Source organism: Desulfovibrio sp. SGI.102, from assembly GCF_050314315.1.
In the GTDB taxonomy this organism is placed as follows: Bacteria; Desulfobacterota; Desulfovibrionia; order Desulfovibrionales; family Desulfovibrionaceae; genus Desulfovibrio.
In genome coordinates, this window is record NZ_JBNPNC010000029.1 from 1 (window position 1) to 18,744 (window position 18,744).

An 18,744-nucleotide genomic window follows, 5' to 3' on the forward strand; every position below is an offset into this window, starting at 1 on the left:
ACCACGTCCACTCCCGGCACCAAGGTCAAGTGCTGTATCCACGCATGATGTCGACTTCAAGAAATCTCTGATGACATCTGGGCCATATGTCTCATGATGGTCAACAAAACGCAGCCAGCCAGAATGTTCACAACCTATGATACGCATTTCCATCTCCTTCTTTATTAGATACCTTATCTCTTTTCGAAAGGGTTCTTCAACTCTTCCACCTGCTCCGGCTTCTTGCCCAGCTTGGCGCGCAGGACTTCGATGGCCACCGGCAGCACGGAGATAATGATGATCAGGTAGACGATGATGCTGAAATTCTGGCGCACCCACTCCAGGTTGCCCAGAAAATAACCGGCCGAAACCAGACCGCCCACCCAGAGCACGCAGCCCGTGATGTTGAATAGGAAAAAGCGGTGCGGGCACATGAGGGCGATACCGGCCACGAAGGGCGCAAACGTCCGCACGATGGGCACGAAGCGGGCCAGGATGATGGCCTTGCCGCCGTGCTTCTCATAAAAGTGATGCGCCTTGAGCAGGTGCTCCTTCTTGATGAAGCGGGAATCCCGCTGGAAGATGGCCGGGCCCACATGACGGCCGATGAAGTAGTTCACCGCGTCGCCCATGATACCGGCGGCCAGCAGTACCAGCAGCACATGGCCGTAGCCCATGAGCCCGGCACCGGCCACGACGCCGGAGGCGAAGAGCAGGGAATCCCCCGGCAGGAAGGGCGTGACCACGAGGCCGGTCTCGCAAAAGACGATGATGAACAGGATGGCATAGATCCACATCCCGTACTGTTCCACCAGTTCGAAGAGATGGGCGTCGATATGCAGGATGAAGTCCACCAGATATGTCAAAAATTCCATGTACACCTCGATAGGGATTTGAGACTGAAAGCCTTTCCCTTGTATCCCAGCCATGCCTGTGGCACAACACCTACAGCGGCCCTGCTCCCGCTGCGGGGACGCCTCCACCCCTTTTCCTGTCTCGCGAGGTCCCATGCCTGTCCGTTCCGCCGTCATCATGGCCCTGCTCTACCTGTTCATCACCGTCCCGGCCCTGGCCGATAACGGCTACAATCCCGGTTTCCGCACTCTGGGCTTCTGGCAGCAGGAAAGCGGCATCCGCGTGGACGTCAACGTCTGGTATCCGTCCGTGCGCGCACCGCGCTCCCTATCCTACGCGCCCTGGACCATCCGCGGCGCCCGCAACGGCAAGCCCGTACCCGGCCGCTTTCCTCTGATCCTGCTCTCCCATCCCTCGTCGGGGACGCGCTTTTCCTTCCACGATACGGCGGCAGCCCTGGCGGCCCGCGGCTTCGTGGTGGCCGCGCCCACCCATCCCCGCGACTGCATGGAGAACATGGACCATCTTTTCCTCTGGGAACAGCTCAAGGACAGGGCTCTGGAACTGTCGGCCACCATGGACCTGCTGCTGGCCGACAAAGACATCGGCCCCAGCATCGACCCCAAGCGCATCGGCGTCCTGGGCTACGGCAGCGGCGCTACGGCCGCCCTGCTGCTGGGCGGCGCCCTGCCCGACTGCTCCGGCTGGATGGACTACTGTCGCAAGGCCCCCCAGGACGATGCCTACTGCTATGATCAGCCCAGGGCCCGCATGGACAGCATGTGCGGCCATTTCCCGCTGGATCCGCGCAGCCTGACCGATCCCCGCGTCAAGGCCATCGCCGCCGTGGGCCCCACCTTCGGCATGCTGTTCAGCCATCAGGGGCTGGCCAGCCTGCAGCCGCACCTGCTGCTGGTGGGCCTTGAGCATGACGACCTGAGCATCTCCTCGCTGCATGCCGAGGCCCTGTATGAACGCATGGACAGAAAGCCCGCCCATCTGTTCCTGGACAAAGCGGACATGTCGCTGCTCATGGCCCCCTGTCCGTCCAGCCTGGCCAATGAGCTGCCCGAGATGTGCCATGACGAGCTGGATCCCCTGCGCCAGCAGCTGTTCAGCACGCTGACCCGCAGACTGGCCTCATTCTTCCTGGAATGGCTCGGTACCCAGGAAGGCCCGGAGAGCTTCTTCTCCCTCGGTACCGGCGAGTAGACCGTCCCTGGCTTGACAAGGTCCCGCCATTCTTCCTAGGAAGGGAAATCACCCCCGTATCAAGGACATAACGGCATGCGCCATCTCCAATCCCTGCTGGCCTGCGCCCTGCTGGCCTTGGCCGCCCTGGCCTGTGCGTGGCCCGCGCTGGACAAAAGTTCCCTGTTCACCGCAGCCGGCAGCACCACCGCCGATACGCCCCAGCAAACGGCCACCGTCAGCGGTCAATCCCTCCCGGAAGGCTGGACAGCCATGCCCGCGGGCGCCCGCTCCACCTATCTGGGCATCCACGGCGGTACCGTGCCGGTGAGCCTGCTGGTGAGCCGCGACGGCATGTCCCTGGTCTCCTTCGTGGGACAGACAGGCAATGACTTTCTGGAGCTGCTGCGCCGCGCCGACGTGCGCCTGCCCTCCCTGCTCACCAGCATCCTGGGCAGCAGCCATGGCGGCAGCATGCTCCTGGCAGGCCGCGCCCAGCGCAGCATGCCCGTCCTCTACGTCCTGGGCGACCGGCTGGCCGCCATGCCCCAGGGCCTGCAGGGCCTCCAGCCCTTCGGCCTTTCGGACAAGCCCCTGTCCATCGAGGGCAACATCTCCCTGCCGCCTCGCCGCAATCCGGCGGCACGGAGCTATCGCCTGCATATAGATCCCCGCTATCTCGACCCTCGCCACTAAAATCCCCACCCAGTGGAACAGTAGCACCGGCGCCACTGTTACTGGTGCCCAGTTACAGTCTGCCAAAGAGAAAAATGCGCTCTTTTGCCCCGCGCTTGCGCTGAATAACGTTGCTTTTATATATGTGTTATTCTATAATCATCAGAAAACAGGAGCTCCCGGTGACCATTCGCGAAAAACGTACCTCCATCAGCCAGTTCGCCGCAGCGTTACGGCAACGATCCCCTCAGGAAAAACGGGATCTGCTGGTCGCCGATACTCTGGATTCTCTGTGCCGGCATTGCGATCTGTATGATGCCGCCCGTGTCAGCAACAATCCCTTCCATCCTGAATTGCTGCGTACCATCGCCGCCGCGGACCTTTCTTCCGAGGCTCTCTTCTCGCTTTTCGAATGCCTGGCCGTCTTGGTCCACCTGCGCAAGCTGGCCCATCCGGCCATCCCGCTGGACGAAGCGGAAGAGGAGCTGCTGTTCCAGTTCGAACACAGCGGGGAATGGCTGCCGGACGACACGACCCTGGTAGCGGACTGGTACTGGCGTACATCGGCTGCCCTTCCCAGCCATTAGCGTTCCTCCCTTTCAGCGTCTTCCATGCTGAAACCACCCTTTCGGGTGGTTTTTTTATTGCTGTGCCGCCCGCAGAAAGACATAAAAAAAGCCCGCCGAAGCGGGCCTTTTCTTTTACAGAGTCACAGCTGCCCTACAGGACGCGGCCAATCAGGACGAAGCAGACCGTACCGGCCACCAGGCAGTACAGCAGGAAGGGCCAGATGGTCCGGCGCAGAATGATACCTTCCTTGCCGATCATGCCCAGCACAGCGCACACAGCCACGATGTTGTGGATACAGATCATGTTGCCGGCAGCGCCGCCCACGCCCTGGGCAGCCACGATGATGTACTTACCGAGAGCGGGGTAGTTCAGCAGACCGCCCATATCCCACTGGAAGTTACCGAACAGCATGTCGGACACGGTGGCGGAACCGGTGATGAAGGCACCCAGGCCACCCACCACAGCGGCCAGCATGGGCCAGATGCCGCCGGCCACATCAGAGGCGAACATGGCCATGGCCATGGGCATGGAGGGCAGGGCCGCGCCGTCAGGACCGGCGGTGTTGACGCCGGAACCCTTAAGAATGGACACCAGGGCCACAGCAGCCACCAGGGCGATGGTGGGAGCGGACATCTTTTCCAGAGCGGTACCCCAGGCCTGACGGACCTTTTCACCGCTCATCTTGTGCAAACCGATGGTGATGATGGACACCAGGATGAAGGGAATGGTACCGGGCAGGTTGAGCAGGGCGATCTTGGAGGTCACGCCCTGGTAACCCAGGATGTTGGTCAGGCCCACGCTAAAGATGGGGTCGGTGACGATGGGCTTCAGGTGGAAGGCGGGCACGCGGGTCAGCACCAGCAGCAGACCGCACAGCACATAGGGCAGCCAGGCCATGGTCTGGCTCATGTGTTCCTTGTATTCGGTAGCGGAGCTGGCTTCCACGGAACCGGTCCATTCAGGATCCCATTCATCGTTGCGGGCAAAGTCCCACACGCCGTCGGTGGGCACGCAGAAGCCCTTCTTGGTCAGCCACACCAGGGCACCAAGGCCCAGCAGACCGCCGAGCATGGAGGGCAGTTCGGGACCCACCAGCCAGGCCAGGATCAGGTACGGCACCAGGAAGCAGACAGAGGCCATGATGCAGTATTTCCACGCGCGGAAACCTTCCATCCAGGACTTGTTCTTGCCGAAGAAGCGGGTCATGAAGCCCAGCATGAAGATGGGCAGGATGATGGCCATGGGCAGGTGCATGAGGGTGACGTATTCACCGATGGTCTTGTAGGCCATGGCAGGGTCAGAGAAGTTCATGGCCTGCATGGCAAAGGTCTCGATGGATTTGAAGCCCTGCAGCACGGGGGTACCCACGGCGCCAAAGGTCACGGGCACACTGTTGAAGGCCAGACAGATAACGGCGGCGCACAGGGGCGGGAAGCCCAGGCCCAGCAGCAGGGGAGCGGCCAGAGCAGCAGGCGTACCGAAACCGGCAGCACCTTCGATGAAGGCGGCGAACATGAAGCCGATGATGATGGTCTGCAGACGTTTGTCGGGGCTGATCTTCTTCATGCCGGCCTGGATGGTTTCCATGGCGCCGCTGTACTGCATGGTATAGTAGATCAGCAGCGCGCCGAACACGATGATCAGCACGCCCACAGCCGTGATGGTGCCTTCGATGGACAGAGCCACAAGACGCAGGGGTTCCTGACCCCAGAAGGCAAAGGCCAGCACCACACCGGCAAGCCAAGCGATGGGCATGGCGCGGGTGGAGGGCCAGCGCATGCCGGCCATGAGGATCAGGGCAATCAGGATCGGGATGAAGGCAAGAAATGCCAGAAGACCGATGGACATGAGACCTCCTCTGCAAGTGTCCATGTTGAACATGTCCCGGCCGCATATTTTCGCACCACACGCAGCCGTGACCTTCCCCAAACCGGCGGCATGTCATCATGCCGCATTACGGTCGTGACCTTGCCGCATGGCCGTGGGCCCACCGGCGCTCCTTCAGGTTCGCCAGGAAAAGGCCTTGATCATACGGCGTTTTCGAACAGACCGCGGTCTTCCTCAAAACCGCCCGGGAAACCCGGTGTCCGTTCAAAAATCCCTCCTGTCCCTGCTGCCGGGGCGCCCTGGGCTGCACCCGGCCCGGCACAAGGCCGGCGATCCCTGCAGGCCCGGACAGGTCAGGCCCGCATGGCAAGGCGGCGGCGCGCCACAAGGCACGCCGCCGCTCGTTTACGGTTAGTGCTTCAGGTTTTCGGCCACCAGTTCCGCGATGTGCGAAACCTTGACCTTCATGCCCTGCTTTTCCACACCACCACGCAGCTGCATGACGCAGCCGGGGCAGTCCATGACCACGCGGGAAGCGCCGGTCTCTTCGATGTGCTTCAGCTTCTTGGCCAGTAGCGTACCGGAGATCTCGGGGAACTTCATGGAGTAGGTACCACCGAAGCCGCAGCACACGTCTTCTTCGGCGCACGGCACATAGGTGGCCGCGTCGGCGATGAGGTCGCGCGGGGCCTTGGTCACGCCCAGGCCACGGCAGATGTGGCAGGAAGCGTGGTAGGTCACCTTTTCACCGCTGTTGTTGAAGTCCTTCTCGGTCAGGCCGAGGACATCATGCACGAAGGAGCTGTAGTCCGTCACCTTGTCGGAGAAGAGCTGCACGCGGGCGGCGTCGGCCTTGCCTTCCAGGATGTGGGGGTACACATGCTTCAGGTGGGAGGCGCAGCTGGCGCACAGGGTGATGATGGCGTCGTACTTGCTGGCGTCGAAGGCTTCCAGGTTCTGCTTGGCCACATCCACGGAGGTCTTGCGCTGACCCATCATTTCCAGAGGCAGGCCGCAGCAGGTCTGGGCCATGGGGTATTCCACGGCCACGCCGCGGGCGCCCAGCACCTTGACGCAGGCTTCCAGCTGTTCGGGATAGATGAAGTCTTGGGCGCAGCCGCCGAAGATGGCCACACGGTAGCGCGGGGTGGCCACGCGCGGGGCGATCTTGGCCCAGCGGTCACGGAAGGCTTCGTTGGCGATGGCGGGCAGGGCCTTGAAGCCGTGCTTGCCAAGGAACATGGCAGGCAGGTGACGCTGGAACTGGGTGCCGCCGGTGAAGGGCTTCTGGGCGTAGGAGGCGAACTTGAGCAGGCTGTGGAACATCTTGCGGTTCTTCATCACAGCAGCCATCAGGGTGCCTTCCACACCACCGCCCTGCTCGTCGGTCAGGCGGGAGCGGATCTCGCGGATCAGGCGGGGCAGGTCGATGCCGCCGGCGCAGACGTTCTTGCAGGATTCGCAGCCCACGCAGTTCTGGCACAGCACCTTGGCCTTGTCCTTGCCATGGAAGAAGTAGGTCAGGATCAGGCCGATGGCGCCGATGTAGATGTAGCCCATCTTGTGGCCGCCCACCAGACGGAACACGGGGCAGACGTTGGCGCAGGCGCCGCAGCGCACGCAGCGGAAGATCTGGGAGAACAGCGGATCACGGGCGATCTCGGTACGGCCGTTGTCCAGGAAGACCACGTGCATGACCTTCTTGTTGTCCTCACAGGCGCCGCATTCGCCGGCACCGGCCATGAAGGTGGCGTACGCGGTCAGGCGCTGGGCCGTAGCGTTACGGGGCAGCACCTGCAGGGCGGTCAGGGCCACTTCCAGGTTGGGCACCAGCTTGTCCAGGCCGGCGATGGCCACATGGACGCGAGGCAGGGTGGTGACCATGCGGGCGTTGCCTTCGTTGGTCACGGTGCTGACGGCGCCCATTTCGGCCACGGCGAAGTTGCAGCCGGAGATGCCCATGTCGCCGTTGATGAACTTGCGGCGCAGCTGCACGCGGGCCACCTTCACCAGGCGCTGGATGTCTTCGGCATCCTGCTTGACGCCGGTCTCCTTGGTGAAGTCGTCGGCCACCTGATAGCGGGACAGGTGGATGGCGGGCATGACCATGTGCGAGGGACCTTCGTGGCGCAGCTGGATGATCCATTCACCAAGGTCGGTCTCGTCCACGATGAACCCTTCCTTTTCCAGGTAAGGGTTCAGCTGGATTTCTTCAGCGGTCATGGACTTGGACTTGATGACGCGCTTGACGTTGTTCTCGCGGGCGATGCTGGCGATGATGCGGTTGGCATCCTCGGCAGTGGCGGCACGGTGCACATGCACGCCGCGCTCTTCGGCCACACGGCGGAACTGTTCGTACAGTTCTTCCATGTGCTTGCAGGCGTCGTCCTTGGCGTCGGCGATCTGTTTGATCAGGCCTCGTTCGTCCACTTCCTTGAACACAGCTTCACGGTTGGCGCGGTAGGCCACGGCAAAGGTGTCGAGGGTACGGCGCAGAAAGCTGTCCTCAAGGGCGGAATCAATATCCTTGCGGTAATCCGAAAGGGTTTTGGGTGCGGTGTGGCTCATGGCTTAGTCCTCCAGAAGAATGATATGCAATTCCAGCGGGCCATGAACGCCCACGGCGGCCACGCGCTCGATATCGGCGGTACGGCTGGGGCCGCTGATCAGGGTCGTGTAGTTGCCGCCCTTGGGGTTGGCCATGAGCAGCTCACGCATGCGACCGGCGATCTCGGGCAGGGTGCGCACCAGCTTGGACTTGGCCAGCAGCAGCACGTGGATCTCGCTGATCATACCGGCCAGACGGGCATTTTCGTTGTCGGTGTTCACCAGACAGGTGGCACTGGAAGACACGCCCATCTCGGCGGAGGTCAGCCCCACGTCGATACCGGCCAGATGGTTGCGCAGACCTTCACGGATGCACAGGAAGCCCTTTTCCTTGCAGGCGGCTTCCAAGGTGGCGAAGTCTTCGTCGTTCAGGACAGGAGCGGCCACGATGCGCTGCACGCGGGTGGGCACACCGTTGGGGCCGTTGGGGCCCTTTTCCACGTCCTCGTCCGCCATCAGTTCGCACGGGGCTTTGTTTTCGCACACGTCCACCACATACTGCAGCGCGGCGGCCATGTTGGGCAGCTCCTGCACCACGGCGTTGACGGCCGTGGCTTTGGCGGTGAAGTCCTGAACAAGATCCTGGATTTCTTCAGGGGCCATTGATGTCTCCTTATAATGAATGCCGCACCCTATTTGAGGGTCTCGGCATAGATCTGGATAGTATGCTTGACCTGCACGGGGTCATTGTTGTGCGAGAGCACGTCTTCCAGCTGCATCATGCAGGCGGGGCAGCCGGCGGCCACCACATGGGCGCCCGTGGCCACCACGTTGTCACGCTTGCGCTGGCCGATGACACGCGACAGGTCGTAGTGGAAGAGGTTGAAGGAACCGCCGCAACCGCAGCAACGGTCGGCTTCTTTCATCTCCACCAGCTTGTAGTTGGGGTTGGTCTTGATGATGGTGCGCGGTTCCTCGGAGAGGCCCAGGGCCTTCTTGAGGTGGCAGGAGTCGTGATAGGTCACGGTCTTGGCGCCGGGCAGGCTTTCCACGGCTTCGACCTTGAGCACCTTCACCAGGAATTCGTTGATGTCCATGGTGATGGCGGCCAGGGCCTCGGCCTGATGCTGTTCCACGCTGCCCAGGCGGGCGGCGTAGCGGGGCCACAGTTCCTTGATGGTGGAGGTACAGGAGGAACAGGCGGTCAGCACGTAGTCGAAGCTGCTTTCGCCAAAGGCGGCCAGGCTCTTGGCCATCTGCTGCACCATGCCTTCGGCGTCGCCGGAGGACAGGGCCGGGATACCGCAGCAGGCGAAGCTGCTGGGCATGTAGATGGCCACGTTATGGTGGTGCAGCACCTTGATGCAGGCTTCGGACACATCCACGTACAGCTTGTCGCCCATGCAGCCGGGGAAGAAGGCCACCTTCAGACCGCCCATGACGCGGGGCTCGTCCAGGTTGCCGTAGATGGCGTGCAGGGGCTTGAGGGCCAGGGAACGGATGTGGCGGTCGCCCAGCATGAAGTTGAGCATGGGAGCACAGGCCGTGTTCTGGGTGTCCTTGTTGCTGCGGAAGATGACGCGCTGCATGGGCGCGCCCACCCGCATGGCAAAGTTGAACAGGCCGGGGTACGGCAGCAGGGCACGGAACACCATCTTTTTGACCGGGTGCAGGCCAAGATAGGTGTTCACGATCTCGCGAGCCTCCATGAAGATGTCCATGATCTTCACACCGGAGGGGCAGTTGGCCTCACAGGAGCCGCACAGCAGGCAGCGGCCCAGCTTGTCGGCCACGGCCTCGGGGTCGGCGATCATTTCGTGGGCCAGATTGTCCACCAGGGCCAGCTTGCCGCGGGCCACGTCGGCTTCCATCATGGTGGCGCCGAACATGGGGCAGACAGCCTGGCACATGCCGCACTTCATGCAGGCGATGATGCGGTCGTCAAGCGTCATCAGACGCTTTGCCAGTTTCTTCAGGTCGCTCATGGCGTGTCTCCCTAAATGCCCACCAGCTTGGTGGGATTGAGCAGACCCTTGGGATCCAGAGCGCGGCGCAGGCGCTGCGAGAAGAGGATGGTGCCGCGGGAGGTTTCCTTTTCCATCCACTTGGACTTGGCGGTGCCGATGCCGTGTTCACCGGACAGGGTACCGTGCAGGCTGATGGCCACATCGAACATTTCGTCGACGGCGGCTTCCACGCGGGCGAATTCTTCCTTGTCGCGCTTGTCGCACAGGAAGGTGGGATGCAAGTTGCCGTCACCGGCATGACCGAAGGTGCCCACTTCGACATTGTACTTCTTGGCGATGTCGTTGACGGCCTTCATCATGGCAGGGATCTGGGAGCGCGGCACGGTGGCGTCTTCGAGCACGGTGGTGGGCTTGCAGCGGGCCAGCACGGGCAGGGCCTGGCGGCGGGCTTCCCACAGCTTGAACTTTTCGGCGGCGTCCTTGGCCACATGCACGGCCACGGCACCGGTCTGCTGCAGCACGCGTTCCACGACCACGGCTTCGTCAGCCACCTGGGCGGGATGGCCGTCCACTTCGATGAGCAGGATGGCCGCGGCGTCGCGGGGCAGGCCGGCCTTGGTGTAGTCGTCCACGCGCACGATGGTGTTGTTGTCGAGGAATTCCAGCGTACAGGGCACCACGTGGGCGGCGATGATGCCGGCCACGGCTTCGGCGGCCTTCTGCATGTCATCGAACACGGCCATCAGGGCCTTGGAGGCCTGCGGCGGGGGCACCAGCTTGAGCACGGCCTGGGAGATGATGCCCAGGGTGCCTTCGGACTGCAGCATCATGCCGGCCAGGTTGTAACCGGTGACGCATTTGACGGTGCGGGAACCGCTCTTGACCAGCTCGCCGGTGGCGTCAAAGAATTCCAGGCCCATCAGGTAGTCCTTGGTGACGCCGTACTTCAGGCCACGCAGACCACCGGCGTTTTCGGCGATGTTGCCGGCCAGGGTGGACACGGCCTGGGAACCCGGATCCGGGGGATAGAACAGGTTTTTCTTGGCAACCTCGGCAGCGAAAGTGGCCGTGACCACGCCGGGTTCCACCACGGCGTACAGGTCGTCGGAGTTGATCTCAAGGATGCGGTTCAGGCCGTTGGTCAGGATGACCACGCTTTCCTTGCTGTCCGGGATGGTGCCGCCGGACAGGTTGGTACCGGCACCGCGCACGGTCATGGGAATGCCGTAGTCATAGAGTTTTTTCACACAGATGCCGAGCTGCTCGGTGGTGGTGGGACGCAGCGCAAAGGCGGGCACCACGGGGGGCAGCACCGCGGAATCATAGGAATAACTCTGGCGGTCAGCTTCGGAGCTGAACACGTTTTCCTTGCCGAGGAGATCTTCAAATTCTTTGATAAGCGCCTGGCTTGCCATAAGGGCCTCCTGTTACTCATGAAATATGCTCATCAACCCGGGCTCCCGACCGGGCCTGCACCCAATCTACCCGGAACACGAAAAAAAGAGCACGCAGCAAGACCTGCTCCGAAGAATAGGTTGATCCGGGCCGAATGAATTTTTTTAGCAAGAATTTCTTTTTTTGAAAAGGTAAAACTGCTCCCCAACCTGCTGTTGCAAAGAAAAAAGAGGATCCTCTTTTTCTTGTATTTTTAAAAATATTTTATAAAATACGGCCATAAACTCCTTCTCTTCTTTTATTAAGGCAAAATGTACAAAAAATGCGGCAACACAGATGATACAATCACTCTTTTCCAAAGAACGTCCACACAAAAGAGAAAGAATAGATATGCAATATGCTCTTCATTTTGCACATTACTGCAGTCTCTCTCATGCACACTTATCTTACTGGTAAGAAATCAAAACAAAAAATTTTTCTATATCCTGTCCAGAATCTTCCGGAAACACTTTTTCTGCTCCCTATGCAGGCTTTGAGATTGTCTATTTTTTCTCATTCGCCAAATACATAATATATTCAAAGGCTTCTGCGCTCACAGGCTGAACGGAGAGACGGCTGCCCCGGCGCATGAGCTCCATGCCGGCCAGGGCTGCATGCGCGGACAGTTCCTTGCGGCTCAGGGCAGGCAGGGCCTTGTGCAGGCGCACGTCCACCATCTCCCAGATGGGCTTTTCCGGCGTGGCCCGGGGGTCGAAATGATTGTTCTCAGGGTCCTGTGCCGTATGGTCGGGATACGCCTCGCGCACCACTTCCACCACGCCCACGATGGAGGGGTCGGCACCGCTGTGATAGAAAAAGCCCAGGTCGCCTTTTTTCATGGCCTTCATGAAGTTGCGAGCCTGATAGTTGCGTACGCCGTCCCAGGACGTGGTCTGCCCGGGCGCGGCCTCCAGATCCTGCCAGGAGTAGCAGCCCGGCTCGCTCTTGAACAACCAGTAATTCATGGTACCTCCTTTTTATCAGGATATATTCTCAAAAAGAAAATGGCAAGTGTTCTGGAAAGATGCAGGGCACGCAGGGGGCGGGAAGACCTTTTTGGGAAAAGGCCTCCTCCTTGCATCCCCCTCCCCTCCCAAAGCTTTTTCTCTGAACGATAGGGAAAGTCCCCGTCGCCGGACAAAAAGCGTCAGCATCGTCCTCTGCAAACGGACAGGAAGTCACGTGATATGTAGCGGCCGCACCATAGACGGAAAACCTGCTTCCCCCGTGACGTGGTGATACGGACGCCACCGTCACTTATTCCCCTGCATACCGTTCCCGCGTTTCACGCCCAGGCCGAGGCAGTCCCCCTCCCCTGCCTCGGGAGGAATGGGCATCACCTCCGCCCTCCATCCTTTTCGGGTCATGAAAAGTCGCCGGCAACTGACGGACAACGACGGGGACCGACGGCCAGCCCCTGACAAAAGTTTTTTCGGGGTTGGGGAGAGCACGAGAGGGGAAGGGGCAGTTTTTACAAAAAACGCCCCTTCCCCTCTCGTCCCCCCTACTCCACGGCTCCCACAACACCCATCCCCCAAAAACAACGGCGGCCCCGAAAGGCCGCCGTGACGAAGGCATGACACGCGGGAGGCCGCGCCCTCACAGGGGGCACGGCCGTCCTGCCTGTTATTCCATATCTTCCGTAAGGATCATGTGGCGCGCGGCCGCGGTCTCGTCCAGACGGCGGACGGGCATCTTCACCGGAGCATCCAGCAGCTGCTGGGGATCGGACTTGCCCAGGGCCACGATCTCGCGCAGGGCCTCGATGTAGGCATCCAGGGTCTGCTTGCTCTCGGTCTCCGTGGGCTCGGCCATGAGGCATTCATGGACGATGAGCGGGAAGTAGACCGTGGGCGCATGGAAACCGCGGTCCAGCAGGGCCTTGGCGATGTCCAGGGCACGCAGGCCTTCGGGAGCGGAGGCCACGAACTCGTGGGCGCAGATGCGGTCGAAGGGCACATCGAGCACGCCCTCCAGCTTCTTGCGCAGATAGTTGGCATTGAGGCTGGCGAACTCGGCCGCGCGGGTCAGGCCCTCGGCGCCCAGACGCATCATGTAGGCCAGGGCCTTCAGCACCACGGCGAAGCTGCCGTAGAAGGGACCGATGTGGCCGATGCTCTGCGGCAGATCGTAGTCCAGAGCATAGCTGCCGTCTTCGGCCTTGCGCACACGCGGCGCGGGCAGGAAGGGCAGCAGGCGCTCGCCCACACCCACGGGACCGCAGCCGGGGCCACCGCCGCCGTGGGGCGTTCCCAGGGTCTTGTGGACGTTGAGGTGCACCACGTCGAAGCCCACGTCGCCCACACGCATCTTGCCCAGGATGGCGTTCATGTTGGCGCCGTCGTAGTACAGCAGGGCATCTTCGCGGCGCAGCACTTCCACGATGCGCGGCAGATGCAGCTCCAGCAGGCCCAGGGTGTTGGGGTTGGTCATCATCAGACCGGCCACCTGGTCGGGATACTTGGCCATGGCTTCTTCAAGGGCGGCGGGGTCCACCATGCCGTCACGCGAAGGCACGTTGACGATCTCGAAGCCCGCCAGCACGGCCGAGGCGGGGTTGGTGCCGTGGGCCGAGTCGGGGATGAGCATCTTGGTGCGGTTGCGGCCCTTGGCCTTGTGGTAGGCGGCAATGAGCTTGACGCCGGTATATTCGCCGTTGGCCCCGGCCATGGGCTGGAAGGTGAAGGCCTTCATGCCCGTGACCTCGCACAGCCACCGTTCGGCGTCATACAGGCATTGCAGGGCGCCCTGGGCCAGTTCGCCGGAAAGCTGGGCCAGCAGGGGATGCATGCGGGCAAAGCCCGGCAAGGCGGCCACGTATTCCGTGAACTTGGGGTTGTACTTCATGGTGCAGGAGCCAAGGGGATAGAAATTGGCATCCACGCTGTAGTTGAGCTTGGACAGATTGGTGAAGTGGCGCACCACGTCCAGCTCGGAGCACTGGGGCAGGCGCGGCGCACTCTTGCGCAGCAGGGCTTCGGGCAGCATCTGCGCGGCGCGGGGCGCGTCGTCGTCCACAGGCAGGGCCAGACCGGGAGCGCGGCGGCCTTCTACGGATTCGGCAAAGATGGTTTTCACAGCAGACCTCCCAGCTTTTCGACCATGGCATCCACCTGCGCACGCGTGTTGCATTCGGTGCAGGCCAGCAAGAGCACATCATCCATGCCCGCATAGGCACGGCCCACAGGATAACCGGCGGCCACGCCCTGACGCAGCAGGGCCTGCACCACCTCTTCGGCGGGACGCGGCAGGCGCAGGGCCACTTCGTTGCCGAAGGGCGCGTCATTGAACAGCGAGACACCGGGCAGGGCCGTGAGCTTTTCCACCGCGTAGCGGGCCAGGGCCATGCCGTGTTCGGCCACGCGGGCCAGACCGTCCGGGCCCACCAGCGAAAGGTACATGAGCGCGCGCAGGGCGCACAGGGACTGGTTGGAGCAGATGTTGGACGTGGCCTTGGCGCGCCGGATGTGCTGCTCGCGGGCCTGCAGGGTGAGCACATAGCCGGTGCGGCCTTCCAGATCCGTGGTGCGGCCCACGATACGGCCGGGGAACTGGCGGATATGCTCCTTGCGGCAGGTCATGATGCCCAGATAGGGGCCGCCGAAGCTCAGGGGCTGGCCCAGGCTCTGGCCTTCGGCCACGGCGATGTCGGCGCCCATCTCGCCGGGAGTCTTGAGCACGGACTGCATGACCGGATAGACGGAGATGACGCCCAGAGCCTTGCAGGCGCGGGCATGGGCGAAAAGCTCGCTGAAGTCGGCCACGGCGCCGAAGAAGTTGGGGTTCTGCACCAGCACGGCGGCGCAGGTGGCGTCCACGGCGGCCTTGAGGCCTTCCATGTCGCTCAGGCCGTCCTTGTGGGGCACGGTCACCAGGGTGATGTCCAGGCTGGAGGAGTAGGTCTCCAGCATGGCCCGCCAGATGGGATTGATGCACTGGTCCACCACCAGCTTTTTGCGGCGGGTGGCGCGCACGGCCATCATGCAGGCCTCGAACAGGGCCGTGCCGCCGTCATAGACGGAGGCATTGGCGCAATCCATGTCCAGCAGGCGGCTCACCGCGGTCTGGTATTCGAAGATGGCCTGCAGGGTGCCCTGCGAGCATTCGGCCTGATAGGGCGTGTAGGAGGTATAGAATTCGCTGCGGCCGGAAAGGGCGTCCACGGCGCGGGGCACATAATGGGCGTAGAAGCCCGCGCCCAGGAAGGAGGCGGAGGGCGAGACGTTGGCGGCGGCCAGGTCCTCGAAGTAGCGGCACACGGCGAATTCGCTCTGCCCCTTGGGCAAATCGAAATGTTTGGGGCGCATTTCAGGCGGGATGTCCGCAAAAAGGTCATCAAGGTTGCGCACACCCACGACGGAGAGCATTTCCTGCACTTCGTCCGGCGTATGGGGAATGAATGGCATAGGGGAGCTCCTTGCAGCGAAGGCTGCCGTGCTGGTGGAAAAAAGGCGGCAGGGCCGGGGCCCTGCCGCTCCACGGACTAGTGCTGCTCGTTCTTGCAGTGTTCTTCGTAGGCCGCGGCGTCCATCAGTCCTTCGGGCTGGGCGGACAGCTTCACGCGCACGATCCAGCCGGCGCCGTAGGGATCGCTGTTCATGACTTCGGGAACGTTCTCCAGCTCGGTGTTCACGGCCACCACCGTGCCGCTGACGGGCGAGATCAGGTCGCTGGCCGCCTTCACGGATTCCACGGCGCCGAACTCGCTGCCGGCGGTCAGTTCGTCACCTTCGGCGGGCATGTCCACATAGGTGATGTCACCCAGGGATTCCTGGGCGAAATGGGTGATGCCGAGGACAGCTTCTTCACCGTTGACTTTGGCCCATTCGTGGGACGCACTGTACAGGAGGTCTTCGGGATTGCTCATGGTCTTCTCCTTGGTCCGGGGCGATGCGCTGTCCCGGAAGTTGATGTCAGCATCTGTGGCGGGGCGAGGGGCCCCGGCAGTCCGCCATCCGCATGGTGCTGCCGGGCCTCCCCTGCCCTGCCGGGATCTTTCCTGAAATATGGCTGGAGTACCGTCTTTCTTCGTCCGGCCGCGCCGGACAAGGGACGGCGGACAGGCTCCGTACCGGCCCGCAAAAGCCGGGACGCCCCGTGCCTAGGCCAGCTTCTGGCGGGCCGTGCCTTCCTTGTAGAAGGGCGCTTCGGTGACCGTGGCCTTGAGCTGGCTGCGCGAGGCCTGCACCAGATAGGCGGCGGCATCGGCCTTGTCGGCGTCGGCCCAGGCAAAGGCCACCACATGGCCCAGCGAAGGCGCGAACGAACCGCTGGTGACCACGCCCGCCGGGGTGCCGTCTTCCAGCAGGAGCGCATCGCCGTTGCGGGCGGCGCGGCGGCCTTCGATGCTCAGGGCCAGCAGTTTCTGGCGCACTTCCTGCGCGCCTTCACGGCCCACATACGGGGCGGTGCTGGTCAGCATGCGGCCCATGCCCGCCTCGGCCGGGGTGTGATTTTCGTCCAGCTCGTGGCCATAGAGGGGCAGACCGGCTTCCAGACGCAGGGTATCGCGCGCGCCAAGGCCCACAGGCTTGACCCGCTCATCGGCCAGCAGGGCTTCCCACAGGGCCTGGGTCTGTCCGGCAGGCACGTAGAGCTCGAAACCCAGCTCACCGGTGTAGCCGGTGCGGCTCACCAGCAGCTCGCAGCCCTGCCAGGCCTCGCTGCGGAAGCCGAAATAGGGCATGTCGCGCAGGCTGCGGCCCAGCAGGGTCTCCAGTACGTCCACGGCTTCTGGGCCCTGCAGGTCGATCTTGCCGGTCTGCTCCGAGATGTCGGTCAGGGCCACGCCTTCGGGCAGGCGGGCACGCAGGGTGGCAAAGTCCCCGGCGGCGCAGGCGGCATTGACCACCACCATGAAGTCGTCCGGGCCGAAACGGTAGACGATGCAGTCATCCAGCACCGTCCCCTTTTCCGTCAGCAGGAAGCCGTAGCGGCAACGGCCAGGGGCCAGCGTGGCCAGGTTGTGGCTCACGGCGGCGGCCAGCGCCGCATCGGTACCGGTGCCCTGGATGCGGAACTCGCCCATATGGCAGATATCGAACAGACCGGCATGCTGACGGGTATGCTGGTGCTCCACGAGAATGCCCTCATACTGGATGGGCATCAGCCAGCCCGCGAAAGGCGCCATCTTGGCGCCGTGGGCCACATGCCAGTCCGTGAGCGGGGTCTTGAGTTCGGCCACGGTTCCTTCCTCCTTTCCGGCGCGGCTCCGGCCGGATGACGGATGGCACGGTCAGGACAGGGCCCGACCGGCCTGATGTTAGCGCAGAGAGGTCGCTCCTCCCCGAAGCGTGCGGGACCTGTCCCGGAACGCCCGGAGGGATGGCCTACAACGTCGTGAAAAACTGCTCCATGCGCTGCGGATCGCAATGGGAAAAATATTCCTGCCAGGCCACCCCGTTCAGGGCCCCGGCCAGCGCGTCGCTCCGGCAGCGCACCCCGCGCAGGCGCTCTTCCAGCCCGGCGATGTCCGCGGCGGCGAAAAAGTCCCCGCAGATGCGGCAGTCCCGGACCATGCCGTCCCGCACGTCCAGGCGCCAGTCCACCAGCCCCCAGGGGAAACGTTCGCGCCGCTGCAGGGTGAAGGCCGGCGAGGCGCCGTAATTCCAGTCCCAGCTGCGGTATTTGCGTTCCGCCAGTTCTTCCGCCGCCCGCAGCACCTCCGGCTCCAGGCTCCCCTCCCCGTCGGCGCAGTGGCGCAGCAGCGCGGCCCGCAGGTCTTCCATGCCGCTGCCCGGCGTCCAGAACTCGGAGATGTTGGCCACCCGTGAGCGTACCGAGGCGATGCCCTTGGAGCGGATCTTGTCCGGGTCCACATGCAGGGCCTGCACCAGCTCGCCAAAATCCAGCGATACCAGCAGGGTGCCGTGATGCAGGATGCGCCCCTGCCGCAGGGATTGCGCGCTGCCCGAGATCTTGCGGCCCCCGGCTTCCAGATCGTTGCGTCCGGTAAGGGTGGCCTGCACGCCGAGCTCGGCCAGCGCCGCGCAGACAGGACGCAGGTAGCGCGCGAAGTCCACGGTCTTGCGCCCGTGCGCATTCTCCATGAAGGAAAAATTGAGGTTGCCCAGATCATGATAGACCGCGCCGCCGCCGGTCATGCGGCGCACCACGGGCAGGCCGCGCCGGCGGACGAAGTCAGCGTCGATCTCGTCCAGCGTGACCTGATGGCGTCCCACGATGACGCTGGGAGCGTTCTGCCAGAGCAAAAACAGGCCCGGATGATCCGCGGGCAGCCATTGCAGCAGGCATTCTTCAAGAGCGAGATTGAGAGCAGGATCGGTGGAAGAAAGGGAAAGAAACTGCATGGGACGCTCCTGAAAAGACAGCCGACCGGTGCCGGGTCCGGCATAAAAATAGCATAGCTGCAGGGGCCCAACAAGAAATATTTCAGAAAATACTTTGTGAAATATGGCGTGAGGTCGAGCCCATGCCCGTCTGACGACAAGGGCGGCACAGGCCGCCTCCTGCCATCCCGAGACAGTGCAGGAGCATAACCTGCTGTGAGAAAAAAGGGAACGCCACCTTCCGGCACGCCCGGAAATATACGCCCATTCCAAAAGGCCGCACACGGGACCGGGCGCAAGGCTGACGCCGCTGTGCCATGTTTGGATGCAGAGGTGAAAGGGAATCATCCTTCTCAGGAAAACGATGTTCGCCAACGCAGTCTCACGCATACTATCCGCATACTGCGTCG

General features: G+C 62.7%; 16 protein-coding genes. 3 read left to right on the forward strand and 13 right to left on the reverse strand.

What is annotated here, in order from left to right:
• Positions 1-173: 173 nt before the first annotated feature.
• The gene (locus ACQRCJ_RS07700; RefSeq protein WP_304014785.1) at positions 174-854 is read right to left on the reverse strand and encodes a DedA family protein; all 681 of its coding nucleotides are present in this window, start codon (positions 852-854) and stop codon (positions 174-176) included.
• Between the two features lie 133 nt (positions 855-987).
• Between ACQRCJ_RS07700 and ACQRCJ_RS07705 the strand changes: the two genes are divergently transcribed.
• The 3 genes from ACQRCJ_RS07705 to ACQRCJ_RS07715 all read left to right on the forward strand — a co-directional run bounded on the left by ACQRCJ_RS07705 (position 988) and on the right by ACQRCJ_RS07715 (position 3,287).
• Positions 988-2,046: an alpha/beta hydrolase family protein gene (locus ACQRCJ_RS07705; RefSeq protein WP_427799587.1), complete on the forward strand. Its 1,059-nt coding sequence runs from the start codon at positions 988-990 to the stop codon at positions 2,044-2,046.
• 75 nt (positions 2,047-2,121) lie between these two features.
• Positions 2,122-2,721: a hypothetical protein gene (locus ACQRCJ_RS07710; protein ID WP_168935628.1), complete on the forward strand. Its 600-nt coding sequence runs from the start codon at positions 2,122-2,124 to the stop codon at positions 2,719-2,721.
• Between the two features lie 161 nt (positions 2,722-2,882).
• Positions 2,883-3,287: a hypothetical protein gene (locus ACQRCJ_RS07715; RefSeq protein ID WP_168935627.1), complete on the forward strand. Its 405-nt coding sequence runs from the start codon at positions 2,883-2,885 to the stop codon at positions 3,285-3,287.
• A gap of 133 nt (positions 3,288-3,420) precedes the next feature.
• On the opposite strand, the gene ACQRCJ_RS07720 is transcribed toward ACQRCJ_RS07715, so the two are convergent.
• The 12 genes from ACQRCJ_RS07720 to ACQRCJ_RS07775 form a co-directional block, all read right to left on the reverse strand.
• Positions 3,421-5,118: an L-lactate permease gene (locus ACQRCJ_RS07720; protein WP_168935626.1), complete on the reverse strand. Its 1,698-nt coding sequence runs from the start codon at positions 5,116-5,118 to the stop codon at positions 3,421-3,423.
• A 390-nt stretch (positions 5,119-5,508) separates the two neighbouring features.
• Complete coding sequence (ldhH, locus tag ACQRCJ_RS07725) at positions 5,509-7,665, reverse strand: L-lactate dehydrogenase (quinone) large subunit LdhH (protein WP_168935625.1); 2,157 nt, start codon at positions 7,663-7,665, stop codon at positions 5,509-5,511.
• A gap of 3 nt (positions 7,666-7,668) precedes the next feature.
• On the reverse strand, positions 7,669-8,307 hold the full coding sequence (locus ACQRCJ_RS07730; RefSeq protein ID WP_297137681.1) for a lactate utilization protein: 639 nt from the start codon (positions 8,305-8,307) through the stop codon (positions 7,669-7,671).
• A gap of 29 nt (positions 8,308-8,336) precedes the next feature.
• On the reverse strand, positions 8,337-9,629 hold the full coding sequence (locus ACQRCJ_RS07735) for a heterodisulfide reductase-related iron-sulfur binding cluster (RefSeq protein ID WP_427799588.1): 1,293 nt from the start codon (positions 9,627-9,629) through the stop codon (positions 8,337-8,339).
• A gap of 11 nt (positions 9,630-9,640) precedes the next feature.
• The gene (locus ACQRCJ_RS07740) at positions 9,641-11,026 is read right to left on the reverse strand and encodes an FAD-binding oxidoreductase (RefSeq protein WP_006007961.1); all 1,386 of its coding nucleotides are present in this window, start codon (positions 11,024-11,026) and stop codon (positions 9,641-9,643) included.
• Positions 11,027-11,170: 144 nt separating this feature from the next.
• The gene (locus tag ACQRCJ_RS07745; protein WP_168935622.1) at positions 11,171-11,365 is read right to left on the reverse strand and encodes a hypothetical protein; all 195 of its coding nucleotides are present in this window, start codon (positions 11,363-11,365) and stop codon (positions 11,171-11,173) included.
• Between the two features lie 183 nt (positions 11,366-11,548).
• Positions 11,549-12,010 (reverse strand): EVE domain-containing protein, encoded by a 462-nt coding sequence (locus ACQRCJ_RS07750; RefSeq protein WP_168935621.1) that lies wholly within the window; start codon positions 12,008-12,010, stop codon positions 11,549-11,551.
• Between the two features lie 661 nt (positions 12,011-12,671).
• Positions 12,672-14,123: an aminomethyl-transferring glycine dehydrogenase subunit GcvPB gene (gcvPB, locus tag ACQRCJ_RS07755; protein WP_204625884.1), complete on the reverse strand. Its 1,452-nt coding sequence runs from the start codon at positions 14,121-14,123 to the stop codon at positions 12,672-12,674.
• A complete protein-coding gene (gcvPA, locus tag ACQRCJ_RS07760) occupies positions 14,120-15,451 on the reverse strand; it encodes an aminomethyl-transferring glycine dehydrogenase subunit GcvPA (RefSeq protein WP_427799589.1) in 1,332 nt (443 codons plus the stop codon). The genes gcvPB and gcvPA overlap by 4 nt, the downstream gene beginning before the upstream one ends.
• Before the next feature lie 77 nt (positions 15,452-15,528).
• Positions 15,529-15,912, reverse strand: a complete 384-nt coding sequence (gcvH, locus tag ACQRCJ_RS07765; RefSeq protein WP_427799590.1) for a glycine cleavage system protein GcvH — start codon at positions 15,910-15,912, stop codon at positions 15,529-15,531.
• Between the two features lie 234 nt (positions 15,913-16,146).
• Positions 16,147-17,229 carry a glycine cleavage system aminomethyltransferase GcvT gene (gene gcvT, locus ACQRCJ_RS07770; protein WP_427799591.1) on the reverse strand — a complete coding sequence of 361 codons (1,083 nt, stop codon included), beginning with the start codon at positions 17,227-17,229 and terminating at the stop codon, positions 16,147-16,149.
• A 145-nt stretch (positions 17,230-17,374) separates the two neighbouring features.
• Positions 17,375-18,355 carry a lipoate--protein ligase gene (locus ACQRCJ_RS07775; protein WP_303932192.1) on the reverse strand — a complete coding sequence of 327 codons (981 nt, stop codon included), beginning with the start codon at positions 18,353-18,355 and terminating at the stop codon, positions 17,375-17,377.
• Positions 18,356-18,744: the final 389 nt, after the last annotated feature.

Bases quoted from the DNA above. Each gene is read 5' to 3' on its own strand.
- ACQRCJ_RS07700 (WP_304014785.1), bottom strand. From the start codon at position 854: ATGGAATTTTTGACATATCTGGTGGACTTCATCCTGCATATCGACGCC.
- ACQRCJ_RS07705 (WP_427799587.1), top strand. From the start codon at position 988: ATGCCTGTCCGTTCCGCCGTCATCATGGCCCTGCTCTACCTGTTCATC.
- ACQRCJ_RS07710 (WP_168935628.1), top strand. From the start codon at position 2,122: ATGCGCCATCTCCAATCCCTGCTGGCCTGCGCCCTGCTGGCCTTGGCC.
- ACQRCJ_RS07720 (WP_168935626.1), bottom strand. From the start codon at position 5,118: ATGTCCATCGGTCTTCTGGCATTTCTTGCCTTCATCCCGATCCTGATT.
- ldhH (WP_168935625.1), bottom strand. From the start codon at position 7,665: ATGAGCCACACCGCACCCAAAACCCTTTCGGATTACCGCAAGGATATT.
- ACQRCJ_RS07730 (WP_297137681.1), bottom strand. From the start codon at position 8,307: ATGGCCCCTGAAGAAATCCAGGATCTTGTTCAGGACTTCACCGCCAAA.
- ACQRCJ_RS07735 (WP_427799588.1), bottom strand. From the start codon at position 9,629: ATGAGCGACCTGAAGAAACTGGCAAAGCGTCTGATGACGCTTGACGAC.
- ACQRCJ_RS07740 (WP_006007961.1), bottom strand. From the start codon at position 11,026: ATGGCAAGCCAGGCGCTTATCAAAGAATTTGAAGATCTCCTCGGCAAG.
- ACQRCJ_RS07750 (WP_168935621.1), bottom strand. From the start codon at position 12,010: ATGAATTACTGGTTGTTCAAGAGCGAGCCGGGCTGCTACTCCTGGCAG.
- gcvPA (WP_427799589.1), bottom strand. From the start codon at position 15,451: ATGCCATTCATTCCCCATACGCCGGACGAAGTGCAGGAAATGCTCTCC.
- gcvH (WP_427799590.1), bottom strand. From the start codon at position 15,912: ATGAGCAATCCCGAAGACCTCCTGTACAGTGCGTCCCACGAATGGGCC.
- ACQRCJ_RS07775 (WP_303932192.1), bottom strand. From the start codon at position 18,355: ATGCAGTTTCTTTCCCTTTCTTCCACCGATCCTGCTCTCAATCTCGCT.